Source organism: Nonomuraea sp. NPDC049695, from assembly GCF_040674955.1.
GTDB classification, from domain to species: domain Bacteria; phylum Actinomycetota; class Actinomycetes; order Streptosporangiales; family Streptosporangiaceae; genus Nonomuraea; species Nonomuraea helvata.
In genome coordinates this window covers 95,765-118,765 of the sequence record NZ_JBFANV010000022.1, presented here as the reverse complement: position 1 = coordinate 118,765, position 23,001 = coordinate 95,765, and the positions used below count along the sequence as shown (strand labels likewise).

The following is a 23,001-nucleotide window of genomic DNA, read 5'->3' as shown; positions in this document are numbered from 1 at the left end:
GCCGCGAAACTGATAGAAGTCTATCGCTTGGTCCTCGGAATCACGTGAACAGCAGCGCCAGGGCGAGCGTGAACAGCAGGGAGTCCAGCCGGTCCAGCAGCCCGCCCGCTCCTGCCAGCCACGACGCCGAATCCTTGGCCCCCGCTCCCCGCTTGACCATCGACTCCAGCAGATCGCCCAGCGGCGCGCCCACGACGACGGCCAGCGCCAGCGGGACCGTGAGCGCGCCCAGCGCCGCGAGCGCCCCCAGCCCTGCGGCGGCCCCGGCCGCCGCCCCGCTCCACCGTTTGGCCGGCGACAGCGGCGACAGCGCGGGCCCGCCCAGCAGCCGCCCGCCGAACGAGGCCGCGATGTCGCCCACCGACACCGCGACGAACACCGCCAGCACGGCATCGCCGAGCAGCACCACTCCCACCAGCGGCAGGAACCACACCACTCCGAACACGCCCAGCGACGCCCGCCCGAGCCCGCCCGCCGCGTCCCCGGCCAGCAGCGGGACCAGAACCACGGCCAGCACCCCGGCGACCACCGCCTGCACAAGGTGCGCCGGCGCCAGCCACGCCACCAGCGGCGCGGCGGCCACCGCCGCCACGAGCGCCACGCGGTCGGCGACGGCCAGCTTCAGCAGCCCGCCGTACTCCAGAGCGCACACGATCCCCGCCGCCACGGCCAGCGCGGCGGCCCCGCCTCGACCGGCGTACAGGGCGGCGACCACCACCGGCACGGCCACCGCCCAGGCGCACCAGCGCAGGATGTATTCACGCCTGCGCGACAGGGCGACGGCGATCCCGCCGACGGCAAGCGCTCCCGCCACGTACGGGACCGCCGTGGCGGGCGTGATCATCCGGCGCCCAGGACGGCGGCCACCGTTGAGGCGACGCGTTCGTTGGCGTCCGCGTCGCCTACCGAGACGCGGACGGTCCTGCCCTCGAAGGCGGGCGACAGCGGCGACAGGTCGCGCAGGAACACTCCGTGCCGCCGGCAGGCCTCCATCAACCGGGCCGCGCCGGGACCGCCTTGGGGCAGCGTCAGCAGGACGAAGTTGGCCACCGACTCGTGGACGCCCAGGCCACCGCCGATCGCGGCCAGCTGTTTCGCGAAGTCGGCACGTAACGTACGTGTCTGGGACCAGCGTGCGGCGTAGTAGCCGGGGTCGCGCAGCGCGTGCACGGCGGCGATCTGGGCCGGCAGGCTCACGCCCCACGGCGGGGCCCAGCGCCGCACCCCGGCGACGATCTCCGCCGGGCCGGCCAGATAGGCCACCCGTAACCCGGACAGGGCGTACATCTTCGACATCGACGTGCACACCACGACGTTCTCGGACGCGGCGGCGTACGCCTCCAGCGACGGCTCACCCTCCACATAGCCGACGTACGCCTCGTCGAGCCAGAACCGCGTGGCGCCCGGCGCGTCCTCGATCAACCGCCGCAGGTCGCCCGCGTCGGTGTGCACGCCTGTGGGGTTGTTGGGGTTGACGATGACCACCAGGTCATAGCGTTCGCGCAGGGCGTCGCGGAGCCGGTCGAGGTCGATCCGCCAGCCGTCGGCCCGCCGCAGCGCGAACCGGTCGGCGCGGCAGCCGATCACCCGCTCGACGACGTGCGCGTACTCGCCGTAGGCCGGGTCCAGCAGCAGCACCCGCGACGAGCCGTCCAGCCAGCCGCGGAACGCGCGGAAGATCAGGTCCGACGAGCCCGCCCCGGCCGCGACCGCCGGCTCGGGCAGGCCGCGCCGTTCGGCGATCTCCTCCACCAGCCCCTCGGGGTAGGCCGGAGGAGAGGTACGCGCCAGCCACCCCTGGTCGTCGGCCAGCGCCTCCACCACGGCGGGCGCGGGCGGGAACCAGGCGTCGAGCACGTCGGCGGGGACCACGTCCCCGCGCGCCTTCACCGTGTCGAACCGCCGGCCCAGCACGCCGATCGACGCGCCTCCATGCCGGCAGCCGTCCGCGCCGCCGTTCGCGCCACCGCCCGCGCCACGGGGGAGGAACGGCATGTCCAGGCTCCACCGCACTCTCGGCTCGAGCGCGCGCAGCAACGGCCCGTGCAACCGCAGCGCGCGGGAGGCCAGCTCGTCCACCTGTCCGGACAGCACCTCGAACGTGACGGCGCCCGACCGCACCCGCGTCCCGGTGCCGGTCAGCCCGGCCGCCACGTACATGCCGAGGATCTCCGACCGCCCCAGCGCCACGACGGTCCTGCCGCCGTGCTCGGCCACCCAGCGCAGCGCCGCGTGCATGAGCAGCACCGCCGCCGCGCTCCCCCGCCAGCGCGGCGCCACGGTCAGGATGCGGATCTCGAACAGCCCCTCCTGGCCGAGCAGCGGATGACCGTCGCGGGTGAGGTACTTGTCGATGGAGTAGCGGCCCGCCCAGGGCGGCGTCACGCTGACGAACCCGACGGGCTCGTCGTCACAGGCGGCGACGAGGTAGACGTTGCCGCCGTCGAGCTCGTCGGTCAGGCGTTCGGCCTGGTTGGGTACGTGCTGGCCGAGCTCACGCGCGTAGACCTCGTGCCGCAGCCGGTAGATCCACTCGCGGTCGTCCGCCGTTCCCGGGCGTATTTCCAGCATGGTCATGCCTATCCGACGTACGCCGCGACCAGCCGGTTTCCGGGCACGCGCCCGGCCCTATGCTCTGCGTGTGACGACTGAACGCACGCGCGACGACGCGCCGCGGCCCGTGCCGAAAGCCGGCGATCGGCTGCGGAGGGCCGGCTGGGGAGCGCTGGCACTGTTCCTGGCCGCGTTCGGGGCATTCGAGAGCGTCAAGTACGGTCTGCCGACCACGGTCGCCGCGCTGGTGTTCTTCGCGCTGCCCGACCTGGCGCGCCTGGCCGGGGTCCGCCCGCCCGGGCCGCTCCACCACGCCGTGCACCGCGTGTGGATTCCTCTCGTGGTGGCGGTCGGCTACTCGATGGGGCCGATCGTGTGGCCGCCGCTCTTCACCGCCGCCCTCGGCTGGCTGACCCGCATCGCCCTCGAGCGGGCGCTCGGACGCGGGCCCGCGTCGCGGCCTTCAGCGCTCGAGTAGCTCACGCAGGGCCTTGACGATGTCGGCGGGGGCCTCCTCAGCCATGTAGTGGCCGAAGCCGACGGTGTCATGCCGGAGGTCGGCGGCCCAGGCCCGCCAGAGCGCGGCCGCGTCATAGCCGAGGGCGGCGCCCCAGTCCTGCTGGAGCACCGTCACCGGCGTCCGCAGGCGATGTCCGGCGTCCCGGTCGGCCTGGTCGTGCTCGATGTCGATGCCTGCCGAGGCGCGGTAGTCGGCCACGATCGAGGGGATCGCGTGGCGGCAGGCCTCCAGGTACGCGGCGCGGACATCGGCGGGGATCGCCCGCGGGTCGCCGGTCCAGGTGTCGAGGAAGTGCCCGAAGAAGGCGTCCGGGTCCGCCGCGATGAGGCGTTCGGGCAGGCCGGGCGGCTGGGCCATCAGGTAGAGGTGGAAGCCGACGGCCGCGGTGACGCCGTGCATCGCCTCCCACATGTCCAGGGTCGGCAGCACGTCCAGGCAGGCCAGATGGCTGATCGCCGCGGGGTGGTCGAGCGCGGCGCGGAGGGCGACCAGGGCGCCGCGGTCGTGTCCGGCCAGCGCGAATCGCTCGTGGCCCAGCGCGCGGGCCAGGGCGATGACGTCGGCGGCCATGGTGCGCTTGGCGTAGGTGGCGGGGCCGGTCTCGGCGGGTTTGTCGCTGGCGCCGTACCCGCGAAGGTCGGGGCAGATGACGGTGTGGCCGGCCGCCAGCTCGGGGGCGACGTACCGCCACATGAGGTGGGTCTGCGGGAAGCCGTGCAGCAGTACGATCGGGCTGCCCTCGCCGGCGACGGCCGCGCTGAGCGAGACGCCGTCGCCGACGGGGACGCGGTGGTAGGTGAAACCTTCAATGATCACGATGGCGCTCTCTTGTGTCGGGGTCAGTTCGCTGGGGTCGGTCCTCAGGGTGCCGGGCGCGAATGAGCATCCGATGAGCGCGCTACCGTGACCTGGGGGTGACCGTGACGTGCGGGTGGAGTTCGGGGTGCTGGGGCCGGTCGCGGCCTGGGACGGCGCCGGGGGTGCGATCGGCTTGAAGGGGCCGCGGCACCGTGCGGTGCTGGCCCGGCTGATCGTCGCCCGGGGACGCGTGGTCCCGGTCGCCCGCCTGGTGGCCGACCTGTGGGAGGATCCCCCTTCCGACGCGGTGGGCGCGGTGCGCACGTTCGTGGCGGCGCTGCGCCGGGCGCTGGAGCCGGCACGCCCGCCGCGCGCGCCTGCCCGGCTGCTGGTCACCGAGGGGCCGGGGTACGCGTTGCGCGCCGAGCCGCACACGGTGGACGCCTGGCGCTTCGAACGGGCGGTCGCCGCCTCGGGACCGCCGGCGGAGCTTCTCGAGCGGCTGGAGGAGGCGCTGGGATGGTGGCGCGGGCCCGCCTACGCCGATTTCGCCGACGAACCCTGGGCCCGTGCGGAGCGCTCGCGGCTGACGGAGCTGCGGCTGCACGCCGTCGAACGCCTGGCCGACACCCGGCTGACCCTGGGGCTTGCCGGGGCGGCGGTGCCGGATCTGGACGCGCACGTGGCCGATCACCCGTGGCGGGAGGAGGGCTGGCGGCTGCTGGCTCTGGCGCTGTACCGCACCGGCCGCCAGGGCGACGGGCTCGCGGTGCTGCGCCGGGCGCGTACGCTCCTGGCCGAGCATCTGGGGGTCGACCCGGGGCCGGCACTGCGCCGCCTGGAGAACGACATCCTCCACCACGCCCACCACCTCAGCCCGAGCCCGGCGGGTGCGCCGGACTCGGGTGCGCCGGACTCGGGTGCGCAAGAGTCCGGCGTGGCCGAGACCGGTGCGGCACAGCGGGATGTGCCCAGGTCGGGCGTGGCCGAGACCGGAGCGGCGGAACCCGGTATGGCGGAAGCCGAGGCGGGCGCGGCCGAGGCGGGCGCGGCCGAGGCGGGCGCGGCCGAGGCGGTGTGGGCGCGGGCCGCCGCCGCCTACGACCGCAGCGCGCCGCCGGGCGCGCGGGCCCGGCTGGAATCGACGGTGGCGCTGATGCGTGGGCTGGCGGTGACAGGGGGCGGCGGCCTGCAGGCGGCTCGCGAGCACCGGGTGGCGGCCATCGCGGCAGCGGAGGAACTGGGCGACGTGGAGCTGACGGCCCGCGTCATCGGCGCCTACGACGTTCCGGCGATCTGGACCCGCCTCGACGACCCGGACCAGGCGGCACAGGTGATCGCAGCAGCCGAACGCGCCCTGACCGTCCTCCCGCCGGACACGCACGACACCACGTGCGGCCGTCCGTCGCAGGCGGCGTCTCCCCCGACGCGCAACGCGATCCCGACCAGCCGTACCGCTCTCCCCAGGAGCGACGGCGTCCTCTCGCGGGGGGCACGTGATGCGGCCCGGGCTCGCCTGCTGGCCACGATCGGCCTGGAGTCTCGGGGCGCCCACTCGCCGCGCGGCCCGCAGGCCGCTCAGGAGGCGGAACGGCTGGCGCGCCGCCTGGATGATCCGAGGCTGCTGGCGTTCGCGCTCAACGCCGTGTTCATGCAGACGTTCCACCGGGCGGGGCTGGCCACGCGGCGGGACGCGATCGGCGCCGAACTGATCGCCCTGTCGGCACGGCACGGCTTGATCACCTACGAGGTCCTCGGGCACCTCATCCGCCTCCAGGCCCGCTGCGCCCTCGCGGACTTCCCCGGAGCCGATGCCCACGCCCGCACCGCGGACCGCCTGGCAGAGCGGTACGAGCTGCCGCTGGTGGGCGTCTTCACCCAGTGGTTCCGAGCGCTCCGGCTCGACGCGACCGGGCAGGCCCCGGTCGAGGAGGTCGAGTCCGCCTACCGCGCCGCAGCCGCCCGGCTCGACGGCGCCGGCATGCCGGGGCTGGAGCATGGACTGTTGCCGCTCGCCCTCCTCTGCCTGCGCCTGCGCGGCCACGCACGACCCCCTGCGCAACCCACTCCGCCTCCTCGGGAAGGACTGGCCGACGAGGACGCCCGCTCACTTCGCGCGGTGACAGACCAGAGCAGCGGTACCGGCTCTCTCCGGGTGGTGGCTGACGAGGATGCCGACTTCGGCCCGTACGAGCCGTGGGCCCGTCCTGTGCTGCTGCTCGCCCAGGGCCGCCGCGACGAGGCCGCGGCGAAGCTGCGCCGCCTCCCCGACCCGCCCCGGGATCTGCTGCTGGAGGCCATGTGGTGTCTGGTCGCGCGGGCCGCCGTCACGGTCGGCGACCGGGAGGCGATGGAACGGGCCCATGCGGCGCTCGCGCCCGCGGCGGAGGAACTGGCCGGGGCGGGCAGCGGGCTGCTCACCCTGGGGCCGGTCTCCCGCTACCTCGACGACCTCGCCGCCGCCCTGCGCCGCTGACCGCACCTGATCGTCGGCGCCCGATAATCGCTGGCGGCCGCATCACCATGTCCACGACAATGGCGCGGTGTTGAGCAAGCGTGCCTATACCGACGCCGACCTGCCCTGGCTCCAGGAGAGCGTGGCCGGATGGATCGCCCGCGCGGGCCGGTGCGGCTATGACCACATCGGCGAGCTGCCGCACCGAATCTACGAGAACCTGCGTGGCCGCCGCCCTGTCGGCGAGGTCGTGCACGTGTGGGAGCACGCCGGCGAGCTGGCCGGGCTGACCGTCAACACCCGTTTCGGCAACGCCTTCGACGTCTTCGCCGCTCCCGAGCTGCGCGGCTCCGAGGCGGAGATCGCGATGATCGAGGACGCCTGCGTGACCACCGGCCACGGCGTCGACGAGGTGCTCACCGACGTCTTCGACTGCGACCACGTACGCATCGAGCTCCTCGAGCGTCTCGGCTTCACCCGCTTCCGCGTCTGGGACGACGTCCGGGAGAGGCCGCTCGCCGGCGTCCCGCCGGAGCCGGAGCCTCCCGAGGGCTTCACCGTCCGCGGGGCCCGCCTGTCCGACGCCGACCGGCTGGCCGAGGCCCACAACGGCGCCTTCCAGGCGGGCTGGACCGGCGCGGAGTACCGCGACGAGGTCATGCGCAAGCCCGGCTACGACCCGTCCCGCGAGATCGTCGCCGAGGCTCCCGACGGCCGCATCGCGTCCTTCGCCGTCTACTGGGTCGACACCCGTAACGGCCTGGGCCACTTCGAGCCCGTGGGCACTCACCCTGACTTCCGGCGCAGGGGCCTGGCCCGCGCGGTCATGCTTTATGCCATGCACCGCATGAGGTCGCTGACCACCGTCACGGTCAACCACAACGCGGAGAACCTCGCGGCCCGCAAGCTTTATGAGAGCCTCGGCTTCACCAAACGCCACGAGACGTACGGCTACCGCCGCTGACGCCCGGGGACGCGGCACCTCGAGCGCCGGTGGCGCCCGTCACGGGACCACCGGCGCGCTGATCATGCGGGCGTCAGGCGTGCACGCCCCGGCAATTGATCTTGAACGAGTCGCCGTAGCCTTCCCAGACCGCCACCACGGTCCATCCCGCGCCGACCTTGTCAGCGTGCTGCCAGGTGCAGGCCGCATGCAGGTCGAGGCGGATCTGAGCGCCGTCGTTCCGGTAGCAGACCCAGCCGGTCACGTTGTCGCCCAAGTGCTTCGCGCCGTTGTAGCCGATCGACTGGCAGAAGCCGGCGAGGTTCATGCCCTTGTAGAACTCGGTCTGCCCCGCCGCGGCGTGGCACTTCCACTCACCGGCGCTGCCGCCGTTGGTTGCCGCGGTGACCGGATAGCCGGCGACCACGAGGGGGTTGAACTGCCACTGGCAGGCGCTGACGACCGAGAGGCCGACCTCGGTGCTGCCGATGTGGCACCGCCAGTCCGCGAAACCGTTGCCCACCTTCTTGGCGCCCTCGTAGCCGATCGACCTGCAGTAGCCGTTGAGGTCGACGCCGCCCAGGTAGGCGTCGACCGATGGGACTCTGAGCGGTGCGGCTTGGGCGGATGAGGCGCCGATCCAGGTCGCGCCGAGGCATGCCAGCAGCACGGTCAGGACGAGATGACGCAGACGCATATCAATCCCTTCGTCGGACAGTGGATGGCGCCGCGGCCGGACGGGCGCCGCGGCCCGCCAAGTATCGAACCCGCCTGACGAACGGGTCTTCGTGGTGGCGACACAACATCTCCACCCGCAGTTGCGCGTCCGCGTAAAGAACGCCCATCCACGGCGGGCGGCGCGACGAATACGGGAGGCACCGCACCTGACCGTTGAAGGGGGATCGGACCATGGGGGCACTGTTCGAGTCGTTACGTGAACGGGTGGAGGACAACGCGCGCAACGCCGTGGCGGTGTATCTGCGTGACGTTCCCGAGTACCACGACACGCCGATCGGCACCGGCGAGCGCGACGATCAGGGCGGCATGTTCGGCTTCGCGGTCTTCATCCGGTCGCGCAGTCTCGACCTGGCGCCGGTGGGCCTGCCGCTGAGCGAGGAGGACCTGTCGGCGATCTCCTCGGCCGGCCGCCGGCGTGCCGAGCTGGGGCTGTCCGTACTGTCGCAGCAGCGCGTACTCGGGCTGCACACGCGGCTCATGCTCCAGGAGATCCACGAGGTGGCCGGCCCGGACGACGGCAACGACCTGCTGCGGATGGTCGGCTGGTTCGGCGCGCAGGGCGCCCGGGCCAGGAGCGCCTACCTGCACGGCTACACCGCCGGCGTGGGCCGGTCACGGACGCTGGCGACCTGCAACGAGCTGCTCGCGCGCATGCTGCTCGCGGACGAGCCGGTGGAACCGCGACTCGCCGACCAGCTGCGGCCGTTGGTGGCGTCCCGCTACGTGGTGTCGGTGCTGCGCATCCCCGGCCCGGCCGTGTCCGAGCAGGCCCGTTCCGCCATGGCGGCCGCGCTCGCCGGCGGCGCGCTGCTCGCCTGGCTGGGCTCCGGCGAGGTCGCCCTGCTGACGCCCGGCACCGCTGATCGTTCGCCGGCGCTGCACCATGTGCGGTCGGCGATGGCGACGCTCGGCCGCGCCTGCCAGGTCGCCTCCGTGGAGGGCGTGACCGGCGATCTCGCCGAATCACTCACGTGGGCGCGGGAGGCCAGCCGGGTCGCGCCGGTGGAGGACCGGCCGGCGCGCCTGTACGTCCTCGCCGATCTGTTCGTCGAGATGGCGGTGGCGAAGACGCCCGAGATCGACGCGTGGCTCTGCGCCTTCGGGCGGCAGCTGTCCGACGGGCCTGACCTCGTCCCGACGCTGCACGCCTACTACCGCCACGACATGAACCGGACGGCCGCCTCGGCCGCGCTGCGCATCCACCCGCGCACCCTGGACTACCGGCTGCAGCGCGTCCGCAAGGTGACCGGCCTCGAACCCGGCTCCACCCTCGGCGTGCGGATGCTCAGCACGGCGGTGGCGCGCCTGCTGGCCCGGTGAAGGAATCCACCACTATGGGCACTCCGGCCTCCCGCTTCGCGGTCGGCCGGCAGGTGAGTCCTCCCACGCATCCTGCGGCCCGTACACGGTCATGTCCAGCAGTCCATAGCTGGAAGCCATCGCCTCGACGCCGCGGCCGGTGAGCGTGTCGTCGAGGCGACGTCGCCGCCCGCACCGTGGCCGGCGGCTGAACGGTTGCGTCAACGGCCCCGATCGAGCCCGCGCCGGAAAGGGGGCGTGAGGGCGGCGCAGCAGGCCAGCAGGGCCAGCGCGAACGCGGGCAGCCAGGCCAGCCGGGCGAGCACCCAGGCAGGGCTGTCGGGCACGGTGTGCAGGCCGGGCAGCGGCCGGTCGGCGAGCAGGCCGAGTGCGGTGACCGCGATCATGGCGGTCTGGTGCCACAGGTAGATCGGCATGGCCGACAGGTTGACCATCGCCACGGCCGCCCACGCGGCGGGCCGGGCCAGCGCGCGGCGCAGCGGGCCGAGCAGCAGCAGCGCCGCGCCGCATTGGGCCAGGCCGAAGGCGACCGCCGCGAGGGTGGGCGGTGACTGGTTGGAGATGGGAGCGCCGGGCACGCCCACCATGGATGCCGGGTAACCGGCCCACAGGACGAGCGCGGCGCTGGCCGTGGCGCCGCCGATCAGCAGCGTCCACCCGGTCGCCCGGCCGCGCAGGCGGCCGCGGCTCCAGGCCGTGCCCAGGCAGTACGGCACCAGCCAGCCGGCGGCGACGTTGACCCAGCCGATCCAGCCCGGCCCGCCCACCCCGAACCTGACGAGGTCGACGACGGCGACCGCGGCGAGCGGCCACGCCGGGTGGAGGGCGGTGACCAGTGGCGTCGCCGCCGTCAGCGCGGTGAAGACCAGCAGGAACCACAGCGGCGACCACACCAGCTTGGCCAGCGCGTTCACCGTCTGCAGGTCGGCCCCGAGGGCGAGCATCACGGCGGCGGCCAGCACCCAGACCGCCAGCACGGTGCCGACCGGCCGGAACAGGCGGGCCGTGCGGCCGCCGAGCCACCGCCCGTAGGACAGGCCGCGGACACGGGCGCGGGTGTGGCTGGTGGCGGCCATCTGCCCGCCCACCAGGAAGAACAGCGCCATGGTCTGGAAGAGCCACGAGGCGGGCGCGAGATAGGGCATGTGCCGCAGCGGGCTGGTCACGTACAGGGTGCCGCTGTCGGCGACCAGGGCGCTCACCAGCCAGTGGCCGAGCACCACGCCGCCGATGGCCAGGGCGCGCAGCGCGTCGACACCGCGGTCGCGGCCGGACGGGGTCGCCACCTCGATGCGCCGCAGGAGGTCATGCTGCACGGCGGGCCTCGACGGGGGCGTGTCCGGAGACGATTCTGGCGATGTTCCGCAGCGGCAGGGAGCCGGCTTTCAGGTAGTCGCTGTGACCGCCGTATCCTGCCGCGAAGACGCGGGCGCCGAAGCCCGGCGAGACCGGGTCGGCGCCGAACCCGAGGGCGGCGAGCCGGACGTGCGGCACGCGGGCGACCCAGTCGCCGCCGGCGCGGCCGGCCCAGACTTCCGCCCGCGTACGCAGGCCCGCGGCGTGTTCGACGGTGACGCCGGGGCTGCCGATCAGGATGAGCCGCTCGACGTCCAGCCCGGGCGCGGCCCGGCCGCAGACCACGGTGCCGTAGGAGTGGCACAGCAGGGAGACGCGGGCGGCGGGCCTGATCGCGCCCAGCTCCCGTACGAACGCGCGCAACGCCGGAGCGCCCTCCTCGGCGCGTCCGGAGGTCAGCGACGCCAGGCTCACCAGGCTGGGCGTGCGGTAGCCGAGCCAGGCTACGACCGCGGACCGCTCGCTGAGCTCCTGCGACAGCCTCAGCGCGCCGCCGCGCAGGAGCCCGTACTTGTCGAGGGTGGTGTCGCTGCCGGGGACCAGCACCACGATCCGCTCGGCCGCCGCGAGGTCGCCGAAGACCTCGACGGCACGGCCGCCGTCGCGGCCGTCGAAGGAGAGCAACCGGCGTCCGGGATCGGCCATGGCGCGCAGCATCGCGGCCCGCCGCAGGTCACCGTGGTCCGCGGCCATCTTTTCTGCCGCCCGGACGGCGTCCCGGGTCGCCGCGTACCGTGCGGCCAGGGCCTCGGGGGTCGCGGCCCGCAGCGGGGCGAGCGGGGCGGGGACGGGCGCGGGGACCGCGGCGGGGCGCGCCGCGCCGGTCACCGGCGCCGCCAGCGAGGCGCTGACGAACGCGGCGAGCAGAGTGCGGCGCAGACGCGGCGCTTTGACATCGATCACCCGATCGACGGTGCCGCAGGCGGTACCCGCGCCACATCGGACCGCCGTCTGCATTCGCGCGGGCGCCGGGATACCAGAGTTGTACGACCGTGGTCCGATGCCGGGGCGAGGGGGCGGCCGCTACGATCCTGGCATGCACGTGACCCCGCCATTGCCGCTGCTCAAACGGGTGCCGCCCGGCGCCTGGACGATCGTGGCGTGGTTTGGCGGCCTGGTGTTCACGTTCCTGGCGCGGGTCAGGCTCCCAGGGGAGATCGAGCCTGGCGTGGTGGCCGCGGCCCAGTTCTTCCGCTGGGACGGGCTGACGAACCTGGCGGTGGCCACCGCGGTCGCGCTGTCCGGCGGCGCGTTGCTGCGGTGCCGGCCGCTTCCGGCGCTGTGGCTGCTGATGACCGGCTCCGTCCTGGCCTGCCTTCCACTGGGCGTGGGGGCGATTCCGCTGGCCCAATACCTGGCGGTCGACGTCGCGGTCTTCTTCATCGCGGCGGGCCGCGCACGCCGGACCGGGGTCGCCGCCCTCGCCGGCGCGCTGGCCGTCCTGGCCGGCTATCTGACCACCCGGCTGCTGTTCGGCTGGCCGGTCGGTCTCTCGGCGGAGCTGGCCGTGGCCATGACGGTGGTCATCGCGTGGCTGATCGGCCACTCGGTGCGCCAGGCGCGCGAGCACGCCGAGACACTGATCGCCAAGGCCACCGTCCAGGCCGCCACCGACGAACGGCTGCGCATCTCCCGTGAGCTGCACGACACGGTCGCGCACAGCATCACCGTCATCGCCCTGCAGGCCGGCGCGGCACGCCGCGTCATCGACACCCAGCCGGACCGCGCGAGCCAGGCGCTCGGCGAGATCGAGACGGTCGGCCGGGAGACGCTGTCCGGGCTGCGCCGGATGCTGGGGGCGCTGCGCCACAGCGAGGAGGACCGGCCGCACGACGTGGCCGAGCCGCACCCGTCGCGCAGCCTGGCCAAGCCACATCCGACCCCCGGCCTGGCCGAGCCACATCCGACCCCCGGCCTGGCCGAGCCACATCCGACGCCCAGCCTGGCCGACCTGGACCGGCTGGCCGCGGCGACCACGGACGCCGGCGTCCGCGTCGAGGTGCATCGGCGGGGCGAGCCGTACCGGCTGCCGCCGGAGATCGACATCTCCGCCTACCGCATCGTTCAGGAGGCGGTCACCAACGTCGTGCGCCACGCCGGCACGGGCTCCTGCCGGGTATTCGTGGAGTACGGCGACGGCGAGCTGGCTCTCGAGGTCCTCGACGACGGGCACGGCCCGCGTCGTACGTCAGGCGGCGGCTACGGCCTGGTCGGGATGCGCGAGCGCGTCAGCCTGCTGCACGGCACCTTCTCCGCAGGCCCGCGACCCGGAGGCGGCTTCCGGGTGGCGGCCCGCCTGCCGCTGACGGCCGCGGTTCGATGACCATCCGCGTCGTCCTGGCCGACGACCAGCCGCTCATTCGCACCGCCCTGCAGATGGTCATCTCCGAAGCCCCCGATCTCGAGGTCGTCGGTGAGGCCGCGACCGGGCTTCAGGCCGTCCAGCTGGCCGGCGAGCTCCGCCCCGACGTGGTGGTGATGGACATCCGCATGCCCGGCATGGACGGCATCGACGCCACCCGGCTCATCACCCGGGGGTCCGGCCCGGCCCAGGTCGTCGTCCTGACGACGTTCGACGAGGACGACAATGTCTACGGCGCGCTGCGCGCCGGCGCGTCCGGGTTCCTCGTCAAGGACATGGCGCTCGACGACATCCTCGCCGCGATCCGGGTCGTGGCCGCCGGCGACGCCCTGATCGCACCGGCTGTCACCCGGCGGCTGATCGAAGCGTTCACCGACCGCCCCGGCGCCGCTCCGACGCCGCGCGAGCTGGAAGGCATCACCGAACGCGAACGCGAGGTCCTGACCCTGATCGCCCGCGGCCTGTCCAACAACGAGATCGCCGCCGACCTGTCCATCAGCGTCGCCACCGTCAAGGCATACGTGACCCGGCTGCTGGCCAAGCTCGACGCGCGAGACCGGGTCCAGCTCGTCATCATCGCCTACGAGGCGGGACTGGTGTCACCGTCCAGGTGACTGACACTTCGTCTCGCCTGCCGTACTGACCGCTCGTCGCTCCTCCCGGAGAGACGGCCGGGATGTCCTGGGCTTGCTGCGGTCAGCGCGCGGCGACGCGGCTGCCCAGGCGGCTGGTGCGCCGATCCCCATGACCACGCGATCTCTGCTCGGGATCTGCCAAGGTGCGGCGGAACTAGCCGTACCAGTGGGCGGGTTCGCCTGTGACCGGGCCCACCCGTGGCCGGGGCCCACCCGTGATCGGGACCCCACCCGTGATCGGGACCCCACCCGTGGCCGGGGCCGGGGTCGCCCGTGACCTGGCGACGCATGAGACCAGCCTTCGGTGCCGTCAACGGCCGGTGTGTCTCAGCCGACCGGTTCGAGCACGAAGACCGGGATCTGGCGTTCGGTCTTGCGCTGGTAGTCGGCATAGTCCGGGTACGCCTCCACCGCCCGGCGCCACCAGAGCGCCTTCTCGTCCCCGAACACCTCGCGCGCCCGGTACCCCCGGGACACCGTGCCGTCCTGAAGCTCGACGACCGGCTCGGCGACCAGGCCGGCGTACCACTGTGGATTGGTCGGCGCGCCTCCCTGAGACGCGACAGCCGCGTAGCGCCCCTCGTGCTCGACGCGCATCAGCGGCGTCTTGCGAACCTTCCCGGTCTTGGCGCCCCGGTAGGTCATCAGCACGGTGGGCAGGCCCTTGATCGTGACGCCGTCGGTCGTGCCGGTGCGCATGATCTGCTCGACGTGCTCGCGGACCCACCCCGTCGCGCTCGGTTCGTAGTCACCGCTCAACGCCCCGCCCTGATCAACGCGCCCGGCCTGCCCGCCGGAACGGTGGCGGGGACGCCTGGTGTCTACGTTGCCGGTCAAGGTGGCGAGGATGCCGGGCAGTTCCGCCACCGTCTCGGCGGGCAGGCCGGTCACGGTCTCCTCAGCCAGGGCGCACCACAGCTGCTTGACCTGGTCGGCCAGAGCTTCGCCGCTGTCGGTGAGTTCGACGATGCTGGCGCGCTTGTCCGAGGGGGCGGGCCTGCGGCGGATGTGGCCGGTGGCTTCGAGCTTGCGGGTCATGAGCGTGACGCTGGGCGGCTCGCAGCCGAGCGCCTCACTGAGCTGGGCCTTGATCATGGGGCCGGTCCTGGCGAGCTCGAGCAGGAGCGCCTCCTGCCCGGGGTGCAGGCCGAGCGGGGCCAGCAGCGCCGCGGCCCTGGCCCGATGGCGCAGGCTCAGCAGGCGGATGGCCTGGTTGAGGGCGTCGGCTTGGTCGAAGTCCATGGGGTCCCCTTTGACAAGTTAGTTATGTGCATAACATTATGCGCGTAACAATTTACCCGACATCGAGGAGCCGGCATGACCGTGAAGGTCGCTGTCATCTACTACAGCGCGACAGGCACCGTGCACGCACTCGCGCAGGCCGTCGCCGAGGGCGCCGCCTTGGCCGGAGCCGAGGTGCGGCTGCGGCGGGTCGCCGAACTGGCACCCGACAGCGCGATCTCCCAGAACCCGTTGTGGCGCCGGCACGCCGACGTCGCCACCTCGATCGCCGAGGCCACGATTGAGGACTTGGCGTGGGCCGACGCGTTCGCGTTCGGAACGCCGACCCGGTTCGGCACGCCGGCCGCGCAGCTCAAGCAGTTCATCGACCAGGCCGGCGGGCTGTGGCGGGAAGGTGGGCTGGCCGACAAGCCGGTGACGGCCTTCACCTCGGCGGCCAACCGCCACGGCGGCAGCGAGGCCACGATCCTGTCGCTGGGCAACGTCTTCTACCACTGGGGGGCGCTGATCGTCCCGCCCGGGTTCACCGATCCGGCCGTGTACGCCGCCGGCGGCAACCCGTACGGCACGTCGTATGCCGGCCCGCCGACCACTGACGGCCCCGATGACACGGCGCTCCAAGCGGCCAGGTACCAAGGACGGCGGCTGGCGCAGATCACCATCCGGCTGCTGGAGGGCAGCCTCGTCACCGATACCGCCGCCGGCGCAGTCAGGGCCGGAGCAATTTCCCAGACCGCGTGAGCGGCGAGCCAGCAAGGAAGAAGTCATGACCAGCACCAACACCGCGACGCAGCGGGCCGGCGCCACCTGGATGATCATGGCCTTGGCGTGTGCCAGCCAGTTCATGGTGATTCTGGACGCGTCCATCGTCAACGTCGCTCTACCCTCGATCCGCGAGGACCTCGGCTTCACCTCCACCGGCCTGCCCTGGGTGGTGAACGGCTACCTGCTGACCTTCGCCGGCTTCATGCTGCTGGGCGGTCGCGCCGCCGACCTGCTCGGCCACCGCCGCATGCTGACCACCGGACTGTTCTTGTTCGCCGCCTCGAGCCTGGCCGGCGGCCTGGCGACCGCCCCGGAGGTCCTGGTGGCGGCCCGCGTCGCGCAGGGCGTGGGAGCCGCCATGCTCGCCCCGGCGACGCTGGCCGTGATCAACACCTGCTTCACCGAGGGGCACGCGCGCGCCCGGGCATTCGGCGCCTGGTCGGCAGCGGGCGGCGTGGGCGGGATGGCCGGCGCGGTCGCGGGCGGCGCCATCACCACCGGCCTGTCGTGGCGGTGGGTCTTCCTCATCAACGTGCCGATCGGCGCGGCGCTGGTCGGCATGGCCATGATGTCCCTGGCCGGCACGCGGACCGGCCGGTGGGAATCGCTCGACCTCACGGGCGCGGTCACGGGGACGACGGGGCTGGCCGCGCTGATGTACGGAGTCATGCAGAGCGGCGATCACGGCTGGACGTCCGTACCGGTCGCCGGGCCGGCCCTGGCGGGCCTGCTCCTGCTCGCCGTCTTCACCGTGGTGGAGGCCCGCTTCGCCCGCCGGCCGATGATGCCCCTGCGGCTGTTCAGGATCCGGGGGGTGGCCGTCGGCAACGGCATGCTGCTGCTGTTCGGCGGGATCGCCATCGCGATGTGGTACTTCACGTCGCTGTTCCTGCAGAACGTACTCGGCTACAGCGCGCTGCAAGCCGGGCTCGGGCAGACACCCGCGGCCGTGACGTTCGTGGTGATCGCGCGGCTGGCCGCCGCCCTGCTGCCGCGAACCGGTGTGCGCCCCCTGGTGCTGTCCGGCTGCGGCTGCTTCGTGGCCGGTTTCGGCTGGCTCGCCCAGGCCCACGCCGACAGCGGCTACGTCACCAGCGTGCTCGGGCCCACCCTGATCATCGCGGTCGGCATCGGGCTGACCTTCCCCACCCTCATGGCCGCGGCGACCGCCGACGTTCCCGAGGGCGACGCGGGCACCATCGGCGGCCTGGCCAACACCGCCAGCCAGACAGGCGGCTCGATAGGCCTGGCGGTGCTCGCGCCGGCGGCCGGCGCCAGAGCCGCCATGGAGGCCGGCGGGAGTCCCCCGGCCGCCGCCCTCGCCGCCGGTTATGACCTGGTCTTCCTCCTGGCGGCCGGGCTCGGCCTGGTCATCGCGGTGGTCAGCTTCCTGCTGCCACGGCACCGGCGCGCCTGACCACCGGCTCGCACGCCGCACCTGCCATGGCGCTGACCACCACGGGGGCCACCGCCACCACCGGCATCCCCGGTCCCGACGCGCTGACCGCCACCGGGGCCACCGCCATCACCGGCATCCGCGGTCCCGACGCGCTGACCGCCACCGGCGTGAGCGGCCGGATGCCCGATCGGCACCACGTACGCCAGCGACCAGGACGTCAGCGACCACTGCACCGTCTTCCTTCCCGGTCTACGGCGCGATGATCGCCGCAGCGAATTCGACACCGCAAGGTGATCCGCGCCACATGAAAGTTCCGGCCGTTGCCCAGTCCAGACACCGGACGTACGCTTCGTCAAGTACGTACTTTACGATCCTCTCGGAGTTGGCATAGATGGATCCCCGGGAAAGCGAATTCGTCGACCGGATGGGACTGGTCATGGAGCGACTCGGCGGGACGCGGACGATGGGCCGCCTGTACGCCTGGCTGATCATCTGCGAGCCGCCGCACCAGTCCCTCACCGATCTGGCGGCGCGGCTCGGCGTGAGCAAGACCGCGATCAGCACGGTCGCCAGGCAACTGGAGATGGTCGGAATGATCGAGCGCGTCCCCACGTCGAGCCGCGAGCACCATTACCAGGTGATCCACGGCGGCTGGGAACACGTCATGCGGGTCCAGTTCGCCCTTCTCCGACCGGCGGTGGAGACGTTGGAGTTCGGACTGTCGGTCGTCGGTGAGGATCGGCCCGAGCAGCGGGCGCGACTGCGGGACACCAAGGAGTTCTTCGCCTTCGTCGAGTACGACGGAGAGCAGTTCCTCCAACGCTGGCAGGAGTATCGCGAGAAAACGGCAGCCGGTGGCTGAGGGCGTCGCGCCCGCGCCCTGAAGTGCTCGACCGCCGCGCCTTACGTACACCGATCACAGGTTCACGACCAAGGGAGAGGCGATGACCGACATCGTCAAGCGGTACAACATCCCCGAACAGCACTTCTGGCTGCACGGACCGCGATCGGGCCCGCCGGTCGAGTACGACGCCGCCGCCGGGATGTGGCACGTCTACGGCTATCCCGAACTGCACGAGGTCCTCAGCGACCCCGCGACGTTCTCCTCCGACACCATGCGGGTGGTGCCCGAGGCCATGAAGCCCAAGGGCTTCTCCATGAAGGGCTTCATCACCCAGATCGACCCACCGGAACACGGCAAACTACGCAAACTCGTCAGCAGTGCCTTCACCCGGAAGGTCGTCGCGGATCTCGAACCGAGGATCGCCGCCCTCACCCACGAACTCCTCGACGCGGCACAAGAGCGCGGCCGGCTGGAACTGGTCACCGATCTGGCCTACCCGCTGCCCGTCATCGTCATCGCCGAACTGCTGGGCGTGCCCAGCAGCGACCGAGCCCTGTTCAAACAGTGGGCCGACGCGCTGTTCCAACGCGACGCCAAGGTCTCACTCGCCGAACCCACCGAGGGCCAGCGGGTGGACACCGAGACAGCGCTGAAATCCTGGAAGGAGATGGCCGACTATCTCGCCGGCCACGCCGCCGAACGCAGAAAGCAGCCACGCGCCGACCTGCTCACCCGGCTGGTCGAGGCCGAGGTCGACGGCGAACGCCTTCCCGACGACCAGGTGGTGAACTTCGCCATCATCCTGCTGCTCGCCGGACACATCACCACGACGATGCTGCTCGGCAACACGGTGCTCTGCCTGGACGCCTACCCCGAGCAGCAGGACAAGGTACGGGCCGACCGCGCCTCCATCCCGGACGTCATCGAGGAATCCCTGCGCCTGTTCACCCCCTTCGCCGCACTGGGCCGCTCCACCACCCGCGAAGTCGAACTCGGCGGCGTGACCATCCCCGCCGATCAGATGCTCATGGCCTGGGTCGGAGTGGCCAACAGAGACCCCCGGCAGTTCCCCGACCCCGACGTCTTCAACCCCGACCGCGACCCCAACCCGCACCTCGCCTTCGGCCGCGGCATCCATTTCTGCCTCGGCGCCCCCTTGGCCCGCCTGGAGGGACGCGTCGCCCTGAACATCCTCCTCGACCGGCTCAACCCCCTGCGCACCGATCCGGACGACCCCGTGGAGTTCATGCCGACGCCGACCATGACAGGCGTACGCCGCCTCCCCCTGATCTGACGGCCCCGGCCACGACTGCCCGGGGTCCTGTCGGGGCACCGTGGACCGGAAACGCACCGTGGACCGGAAACGGCGCCCTCGCCCGTGAAGCGAGGGCGCCGACGCCCCACGCGCCCCGATCCGGCCCAGCCCTCCGGCGTACCCACTCATCCTTTCGCGTGTTTCCCGCCCACCGGTCCATCACTTCCGTCAGGGAAATGATCAGCGACCCCCGGAGCCTTTACAACGTAGATCGCTAAGGGACGGCCACCAGGTGCCGTAACCGCCGCGCCTCCTGCACGAGCCTGCTCGACCCCTTGCGGTCCGCCAGCGCCGCCACGTCCGGCAGCTCGGCACGTACCCCCGCGATCCTGGCCGCCCTCGCCCCCGCCGCCAGCAGATCCGCCACCCCCGCACGCGGCCGGTCGCCCTCCTTCGGCAGCAGCCCCGGCAGCAGCCGTGCGATCACCTCCCACACCGTCTCGTGGGCCCCCGCCTGCGTGGCGTCGTCGAGCACCGACACCACCCGATTGAGCTTGACCACGCCCCGCGTGACCAGCTTTGTGAGCGACTCCCCCAGCGCCGCCACCGGGACCTGCCCGCGCGCCGCCAGCGTCAGCAGCGCGTCGGTGGCGGCGGCGCGGTTGGTGGCGTTCGCGTGGCCCATGCCGCAGGCCAGCACGTGGGCCATGCCCTCGCCGATCGGGCCGTCCGCGTACGCCAGGCTCACCAGCGCCTGCGTGGGCAGATAGGTGGAGTCCATGTCGGCCCACACGTTCCAGACCATGTGCGCGGCCACGACCTCCCGGTGCGAGGGCATGGCGAGAGGCCACCCCTCGAGCATGTACCCGTGCCCGGTCTCGAGCCGGTACAGCTCGCGGATCGGCTCGGGCAGGTCGCCCGGCGCATCGAGCACGGTCTTCAGGACCGGCGTCGACCCCACGTGCGGCACGCGATGCTCCGCCACGAACACCTTCACCTTCGGATCGGGCAGGCCGCCGCCACGCATCCAGTCGGCGCACGTGCGGCCCGCCTCCGAGAACAGCCCCTCCGCTCTCCGCACGCACACCTCCGGGATGTCGCGGGGCAGCCGCAGCAGGGCCTGCGCCAGATCGACGGGAAGCGCCTGGGCGCCCGCCGCCTCCAGCGACTCCAGGCGATCGAGCAGCACCTCGGGAGCGATGTGGCCGGTGCCGGCGGTGGGTGTGGCCAGCAGGACCGGACAGTCGTCGCCGTCCTGGAACGACCGCGCGAGCTCGTGGGCGCGGCGCAGGCAGAGCCGGTCGAACGCGCGCAGCGGCAGCGCCTCCCTGGCGGCGGTCTCCGACAGCCGTCTGCTCTCCTCGGGCGAGGCGAACGCGAGGAGCGCCCGGCGCACGGCCTGAGCCGGGCCGTCGTAGAGCCGGCCGCCGTAAAGACCGAAGAACCCCGGATCGAGCGGGTCACGCCAGGGACGCAACGCCTCGCGAAGCGCGCCGGGCGCCCGCCGCGCCCACTCGACCAGCCCGGCCAGCAGGAGCTCGAACGTGTACGGGCCCACATCAGGGGCGGCGGCCTCGCGCACGAGCTGCCCCGGCGAGGCGATGGGCGCCGGCATCGCCGGGCCGTCCCCGACCGGGGGAAGGGGAACGAGCGTGACCTGCTCCGCCTCGATGCCGCCCCCGTACGCGGCCGAGACCTTCTCACGCAGCTCGTCCGGCAGCCCGGCCGCCGCCTGGCGTACCGCCTCGCGGCCCGGCTCACCGGCCTGGCGGGCCAGCCTGACGGCCAGCCGCACGGCGCGCTCCTGCAGTGCCAGCGTGTCCTGCGCGAAGATCAGGGACAGCGCGCCCAGCACGGCGTCCACCCGCCCGGCCTCGCGCAGCACGGCGTCGCCGGCCCACGAGACGGCCGCGCGCAGCAGCTTCTTCTCCGGCCTGAACGCCAGCGCCTGCACCGCCTCGGCGAACAGCTCCTCCTCCAGCCGCCCCGCCTCCTCCAGCCGCCGCAACTGCGCCAGGGCCAGATCGGCCACGGGAACCGGCCCGGCGGGCAGCAGCCTGGCGTAGTCGCCGGCCCGCTCGGCCGACTCGTCGATGTCGAGGTCGAGCCGGTCGTGCAGGATCGCGAGGGCGGCCGGCGCGGCCGGCCCGTCACGCAGCAGCCGCCCGACGAGGCCGTCGATGACCGCCTTGCGCTCCAGCAGGCCGTCCTCGACGAGCCGGGCGATCGTGCCCACCTGGCCGTCGATGGCCTCGCCCAGGCCGTCGATCTCGAAGAGCCGCGGCGCGAACGCCGCGAACAGCGGGTCCGTGGCCGCCGGAGGTGAGCCGAGCCCGCGTACCCAGCCCACCATGAACGCGTCATCGTCCGGCGGCTCGATGCCGGTCTCGCGTACCAACGCCGCGGCCACCTCCCAATAGCGCAGCTCGGGCAGGCGCATCCGCCGGGCGAGGCGGCGCGCCAGGTCCGCCTTCCACTCGGCGGGCCGCTCGCGCAGCAGCTCGAGAATGAGCTCCTCATCGCCTCGCATCCAGCGGAAGTCGCGCCTGAACAGCCACGTCGCGACGGCCGCGGCCCCACCCAGACACGCGACCCCCGCCAGCAGCATCGACCTGAGGTGCTCCTGCCAGGTCGACCAGTCACCCTCGGGCCCCGACGCGGCCAGGTGCGCGGGCAGCAGCTCCGCGACCGCCTTCCGGTCGTCCGCGTCCAGCTTGCCGACCAGGCGGATCACCTTGCCGCTCTCGCCACGCGCGGCCAGCTTGAACAGCCGCTCCCACGCGCGGTCGCCTCTCCGGCGGGCCGGGAAGAAGATCGGGCGCACGACTACACCTCCGCTGCGTCAGCCAACGCGGCGACCCTAGCGGGCGCCCACGACAATCTCGGGCCCCGCGAGGGCGGCGACGACCGGCTCGGCCGCCACCCGATGCGGAATGCCGACCGCGCGGCCCATAGGGCGCGTTGGCAAGTGGTTCTGTGCCACTCTCGGGGCGACCGCTTCGGGGGCGAGCCAAAGGTGCTCACATGTTCCATGTGCAGCTCAGCGTGAGGTTGCCAGGCCGTTGACGATCTTCGGCAGAGTTGGGCTGTACGCCCCGGCGCTCCTAGAGCGAGTCCAGTTCGTCTGCTCGCCGGAGGTCCTTGGGCCGGCCTATGGCGCGGCGCATCCGGATCAGGTCCTCTCGGGAGACGTAGTGAACTTCCAGGCCGCCAGGGTCGACCACGGTGATCGCGCGGTCGAGGAACTCTCGGACTCGAAGGCCTCCCCAGGGCAGCTCCGGGGTGCAACAGTCGCCGCCGGCTCCGGGAGAGGTGAACTCCACTTTGGGGCCGAGAAAGGAATCCGGGTGAGTTGCTACGGGGTTGCCCTTTTCGTCAATCAGTTGGGCGTTGACGGAGGCGAAGGCGGCCGCCAGGGCCGCGGCGTGAGCCGGGAGGCCGTCCCAGAGCAGGTCCAGATCGCCGGTCAGTTCGGTGGATCCATGCATGATGCCGGCGACCTGCCCGATCACCACGGCTCGGACGCCGTGCCGATGGAGGGCTTCGAGCAGCGGGAACGGGTCGAACCCGAGGGCACCGTCCGTGCCGATCGTGCCGACGTCGTCGTCGGCGTCCTGGTGGCCCAGGCCGGTGCCCGCCCGGTTTCGGGCCAGTTCACGGGTGCGCCGGGCGGCGGCGCGGAGTCGGTCCAGCGGTTCGTCGATCATCCTGACTCATGTAACACCCGGCCACACGATGACGCACTCGAATTTCCGCTCGGCCGTCCCACTAGTCTCTGATCACCGTCAGCACCCGAACGAACGAGACGCTCCATGA

Annotated in this window: 20 protein-coding genes; 11 read left to right on the top strand and 9 right to left on the bottom strand. The window is 72.8% G+C overall.

Features of this window, described 5'->3' with window-relative positions; all coding sequences use genetic code 11:
* Window positions 1-40: 40 nt before the first annotated feature.
* Window positions 41-844 carry a phosphatidate cytidylyltransferase gene (locus AB0J64_RS21210; RefSeq protein ID WP_364029154.1) on the bottom strand — a complete coding sequence of 268 codons (804 nt, stop codon included), beginning with the start codon at window positions 842-844 and terminating at the stop codon, window positions 41-43.
* A complete protein-coding gene (locus AB0J64_RS21205; RefSeq protein WP_364029152.1) occupies window positions 841-2,571 on the bottom strand; it encodes an aminotransferase class I/II-fold pyridoxal phosphate-dependent enzyme in 1,731 nt (576 codons plus the stop codon). Before AB0J64_RS21205 ends, AB0J64_RS21210 begins: the two co-directional genes overlap by 4 nt.
* Before the next feature lie 70 nt (window positions 2,572-2,641).
* On the opposite strand from AB0J64_RS21205, the gene AB0J64_RS21200 reads away from it, so the two are divergent.
* Complete coding sequence (locus AB0J64_RS21200; protein WP_364029150.1) at window positions 2,642-3,031, top strand: hypothetical protein; 390 nt, start codon at window positions 2,642-2,644, stop codon at window positions 3,029-3,031.
* Here AB0J64_RS21200 and AB0J64_RS21195 read toward each other — a convergent pair.
* The gene (locus tag AB0J64_RS21195; RefSeq protein WP_364029148.1) at window positions 3,017-3,889 is read right to left on the bottom strand and encodes an alpha/beta hydrolase; all 873 of its coding nucleotides are present in this window, start codon (window positions 3,887-3,889) and stop codon (window positions 3,017-3,019) included. The genes AB0J64_RS21200 and AB0J64_RS21195 overlap by 15 nt on opposite strands.
* A 109-nt stretch (window positions 3,890-3,998) precedes the next feature.
* Between AB0J64_RS21195 and AB0J64_RS21190 the strand changes: the two genes are divergently transcribed.
* Entirely contained in the window at window positions 3,999-6,347 is a 2,349-nt protein-coding gene (locus AB0J64_RS21190) for a BTAD domain-containing putative transcriptional regulator (RefSeq protein ID WP_364029146.1), read from the top strand.
* A 67-nt stretch (window positions 6,348-6,414) separates the two neighbouring features.
* Window positions 6,415-7,290, top strand: coding sequence for an N-acetyltransferase (locus AB0J64_RS21185; RefSeq protein WP_364029144.1), 876 nt, complete (start codon window positions 6,415-6,417; stop codon window positions 7,288-7,290).
* A gap of 73 nt (window positions 7,291-7,363) precedes the next feature.
* Here AB0J64_RS21185 and AB0J64_RS21180 read toward each other — a convergent pair whose 3' ends face one another.
* On the bottom strand, window positions 7,364-7,966 hold the full coding sequence (locus AB0J64_RS21180) for a hypothetical protein (protein ID WP_364029142.1): 603 nt from the start codon (window positions 7,964-7,966) through the stop codon (window positions 7,364-7,366).
* A gap of 212 nt (window positions 7,967-8,178) precedes the next feature.
* Between AB0J64_RS21180 and AB0J64_RS21175 the strand changes: the two genes are divergently transcribed.
* Window positions 8,179-9,327, top strand: coding sequence for a helix-turn-helix domain-containing protein (locus AB0J64_RS21175; RefSeq protein ID WP_364029140.1), 1,149 nt, complete (start codon window positions 8,179-8,181; stop codon window positions 9,325-9,327).
* Between the two features lie 200 nt (window positions 9,328-9,527).
* Here the strand turns inward: AB0J64_RS21175 and AB0J64_RS21170 are convergent, their stop codons facing one another.
* Window positions 9,528-10,643 (bottom strand): acyltransferase, encoded by a 1,116-nt coding sequence (locus tag AB0J64_RS21170; RefSeq protein WP_364029138.1) that lies wholly within the window; start codon window positions 10,641-10,643, stop codon window positions 9,528-9,530.
* On the bottom strand, window positions 10,633-11,586 hold the full coding sequence (locus AB0J64_RS21165) for an alpha/beta hydrolase (RefSeq protein WP_364029136.1): 954 nt from the start codon (window positions 11,584-11,586) through the stop codon (window positions 10,633-10,635). Before AB0J64_RS21165 ends, AB0J64_RS21170 begins: the two co-directional genes overlap by 11 nt.
* Window positions 11,587-11,719: 133 nt before the next feature.
* On the opposite strand from AB0J64_RS21165, the gene AB0J64_RS21160 reads away from it, so the two are divergent.
* Together AB0J64_RS21160 and AB0J64_RS21155 are read left to right on the top strand one after the other, a co-directional pair.
* A complete protein-coding gene (locus AB0J64_RS21160; RefSeq protein ID WP_364029134.1) occupies window positions 11,720-13,006 on the top strand; it encodes a sensor histidine kinase in 1,287 nt (428 codons plus the stop codon).
* Window positions 13,003-13,659 carry a response regulator transcription factor gene (locus tag AB0J64_RS21155; protein WP_364029132.1) on the top strand — a complete coding sequence of 219 codons (657 nt, stop codon included), beginning with the start codon at window positions 13,003-13,005 and terminating at the stop codon, window positions 13,657-13,659. Before AB0J64_RS21160 ends, AB0J64_RS21155 begins: the two co-directional genes overlap by 4 nt.
* Before the next feature lie 348 nt (window positions 13,660-14,007).
* Here the strand turns inward: AB0J64_RS21155 and AB0J64_RS21150 are convergent, their stop codons facing one another.
* A complete protein-coding gene (locus AB0J64_RS21150) occupies window positions 14,008-14,922 on the bottom strand; it encodes a nitroreductase/quinone reductase family protein (RefSeq protein ID WP_364029130.1) in 915 nt (304 codons plus the stop codon).
* Window positions 14,923-14,997: 75 nt separating this feature from the next.
* Here AB0J64_RS21150 and wrbA point away from each other — a divergent pair, with 75 nt between their 5' ends.
* From wrbA to AB0J64_RS21125, 5 genes are all read left to right on the top strand, one after another.
* Window positions 14,998-15,663, top strand: coding sequence for an NAD(P)H:quinone oxidoreductase (wrbA, locus tag AB0J64_RS21145; RefSeq protein ID WP_364029128.1), 666 nt, complete (start codon window positions 14,998-15,000; stop codon window positions 15,661-15,663).
* Window positions 15,664-15,688: 25 nt separating this feature from the next.
* Window positions 15,689-17,104 carry an MFS transporter gene (locus tag AB0J64_RS21140; RefSeq protein ID WP_364029126.1) on the top strand — a complete coding sequence of 472 codons (1,416 nt, stop codon included), beginning with the start codon at window positions 15,689-15,691 and terminating at the stop codon, window positions 17,102-17,104.
* Window positions 17,105-17,130: 26 nt separating this feature from the next.
* A complete protein-coding gene (locus AB0J64_RS21135; protein ID WP_364029124.1) occupies window positions 17,131-17,349 on the top strand; it encodes a hypothetical protein in 219 nt (72 codons plus the stop codon).
* A gap of 128 nt (window positions 17,350-17,477) precedes the next feature.
* Window positions 17,478-17,948 carry a MarR family transcriptional regulator gene (locus AB0J64_RS21130; RefSeq protein WP_364029122.1) on the top strand — a complete coding sequence of 157 codons (471 nt, stop codon included), beginning with the start codon at window positions 17,478-17,480 and terminating at the stop codon, window positions 17,946-17,948.
* A gap of 82 nt (window positions 17,949-18,030) precedes the next feature.
* Complete coding sequence (locus AB0J64_RS21125) at window positions 18,031-19,224, top strand: cytochrome P450 (RefSeq protein ID WP_364029120.1); 1,194 nt, start codon at window positions 18,031-18,033, stop codon at window positions 19,222-19,224.
* A gap of 235 nt (window positions 19,225-19,459) precedes the next feature.
* On the opposite strand, the gene AB0J64_RS21120 is transcribed toward AB0J64_RS21125, so the two are convergent.
* Window positions 19,460-22,009, bottom strand: coding sequence for a DUF6493 family protein (locus tag AB0J64_RS21120; RefSeq protein ID WP_364029118.1), 2,550 nt, complete (start codon window positions 22,007-22,009; stop codon window positions 19,460-19,462).
* Between the two features lie 280 nt (window positions 22,010-22,289).
* Window positions 22,290-22,892, bottom strand: a complete 603-nt coding sequence (locus AB0J64_RS21115; protein ID WP_364029116.1) for a hypothetical protein — start codon at window positions 22,890-22,892, stop codon at window positions 22,290-22,292.
* Window positions 22,893-23,001: the final 109 nt, after the last annotated feature.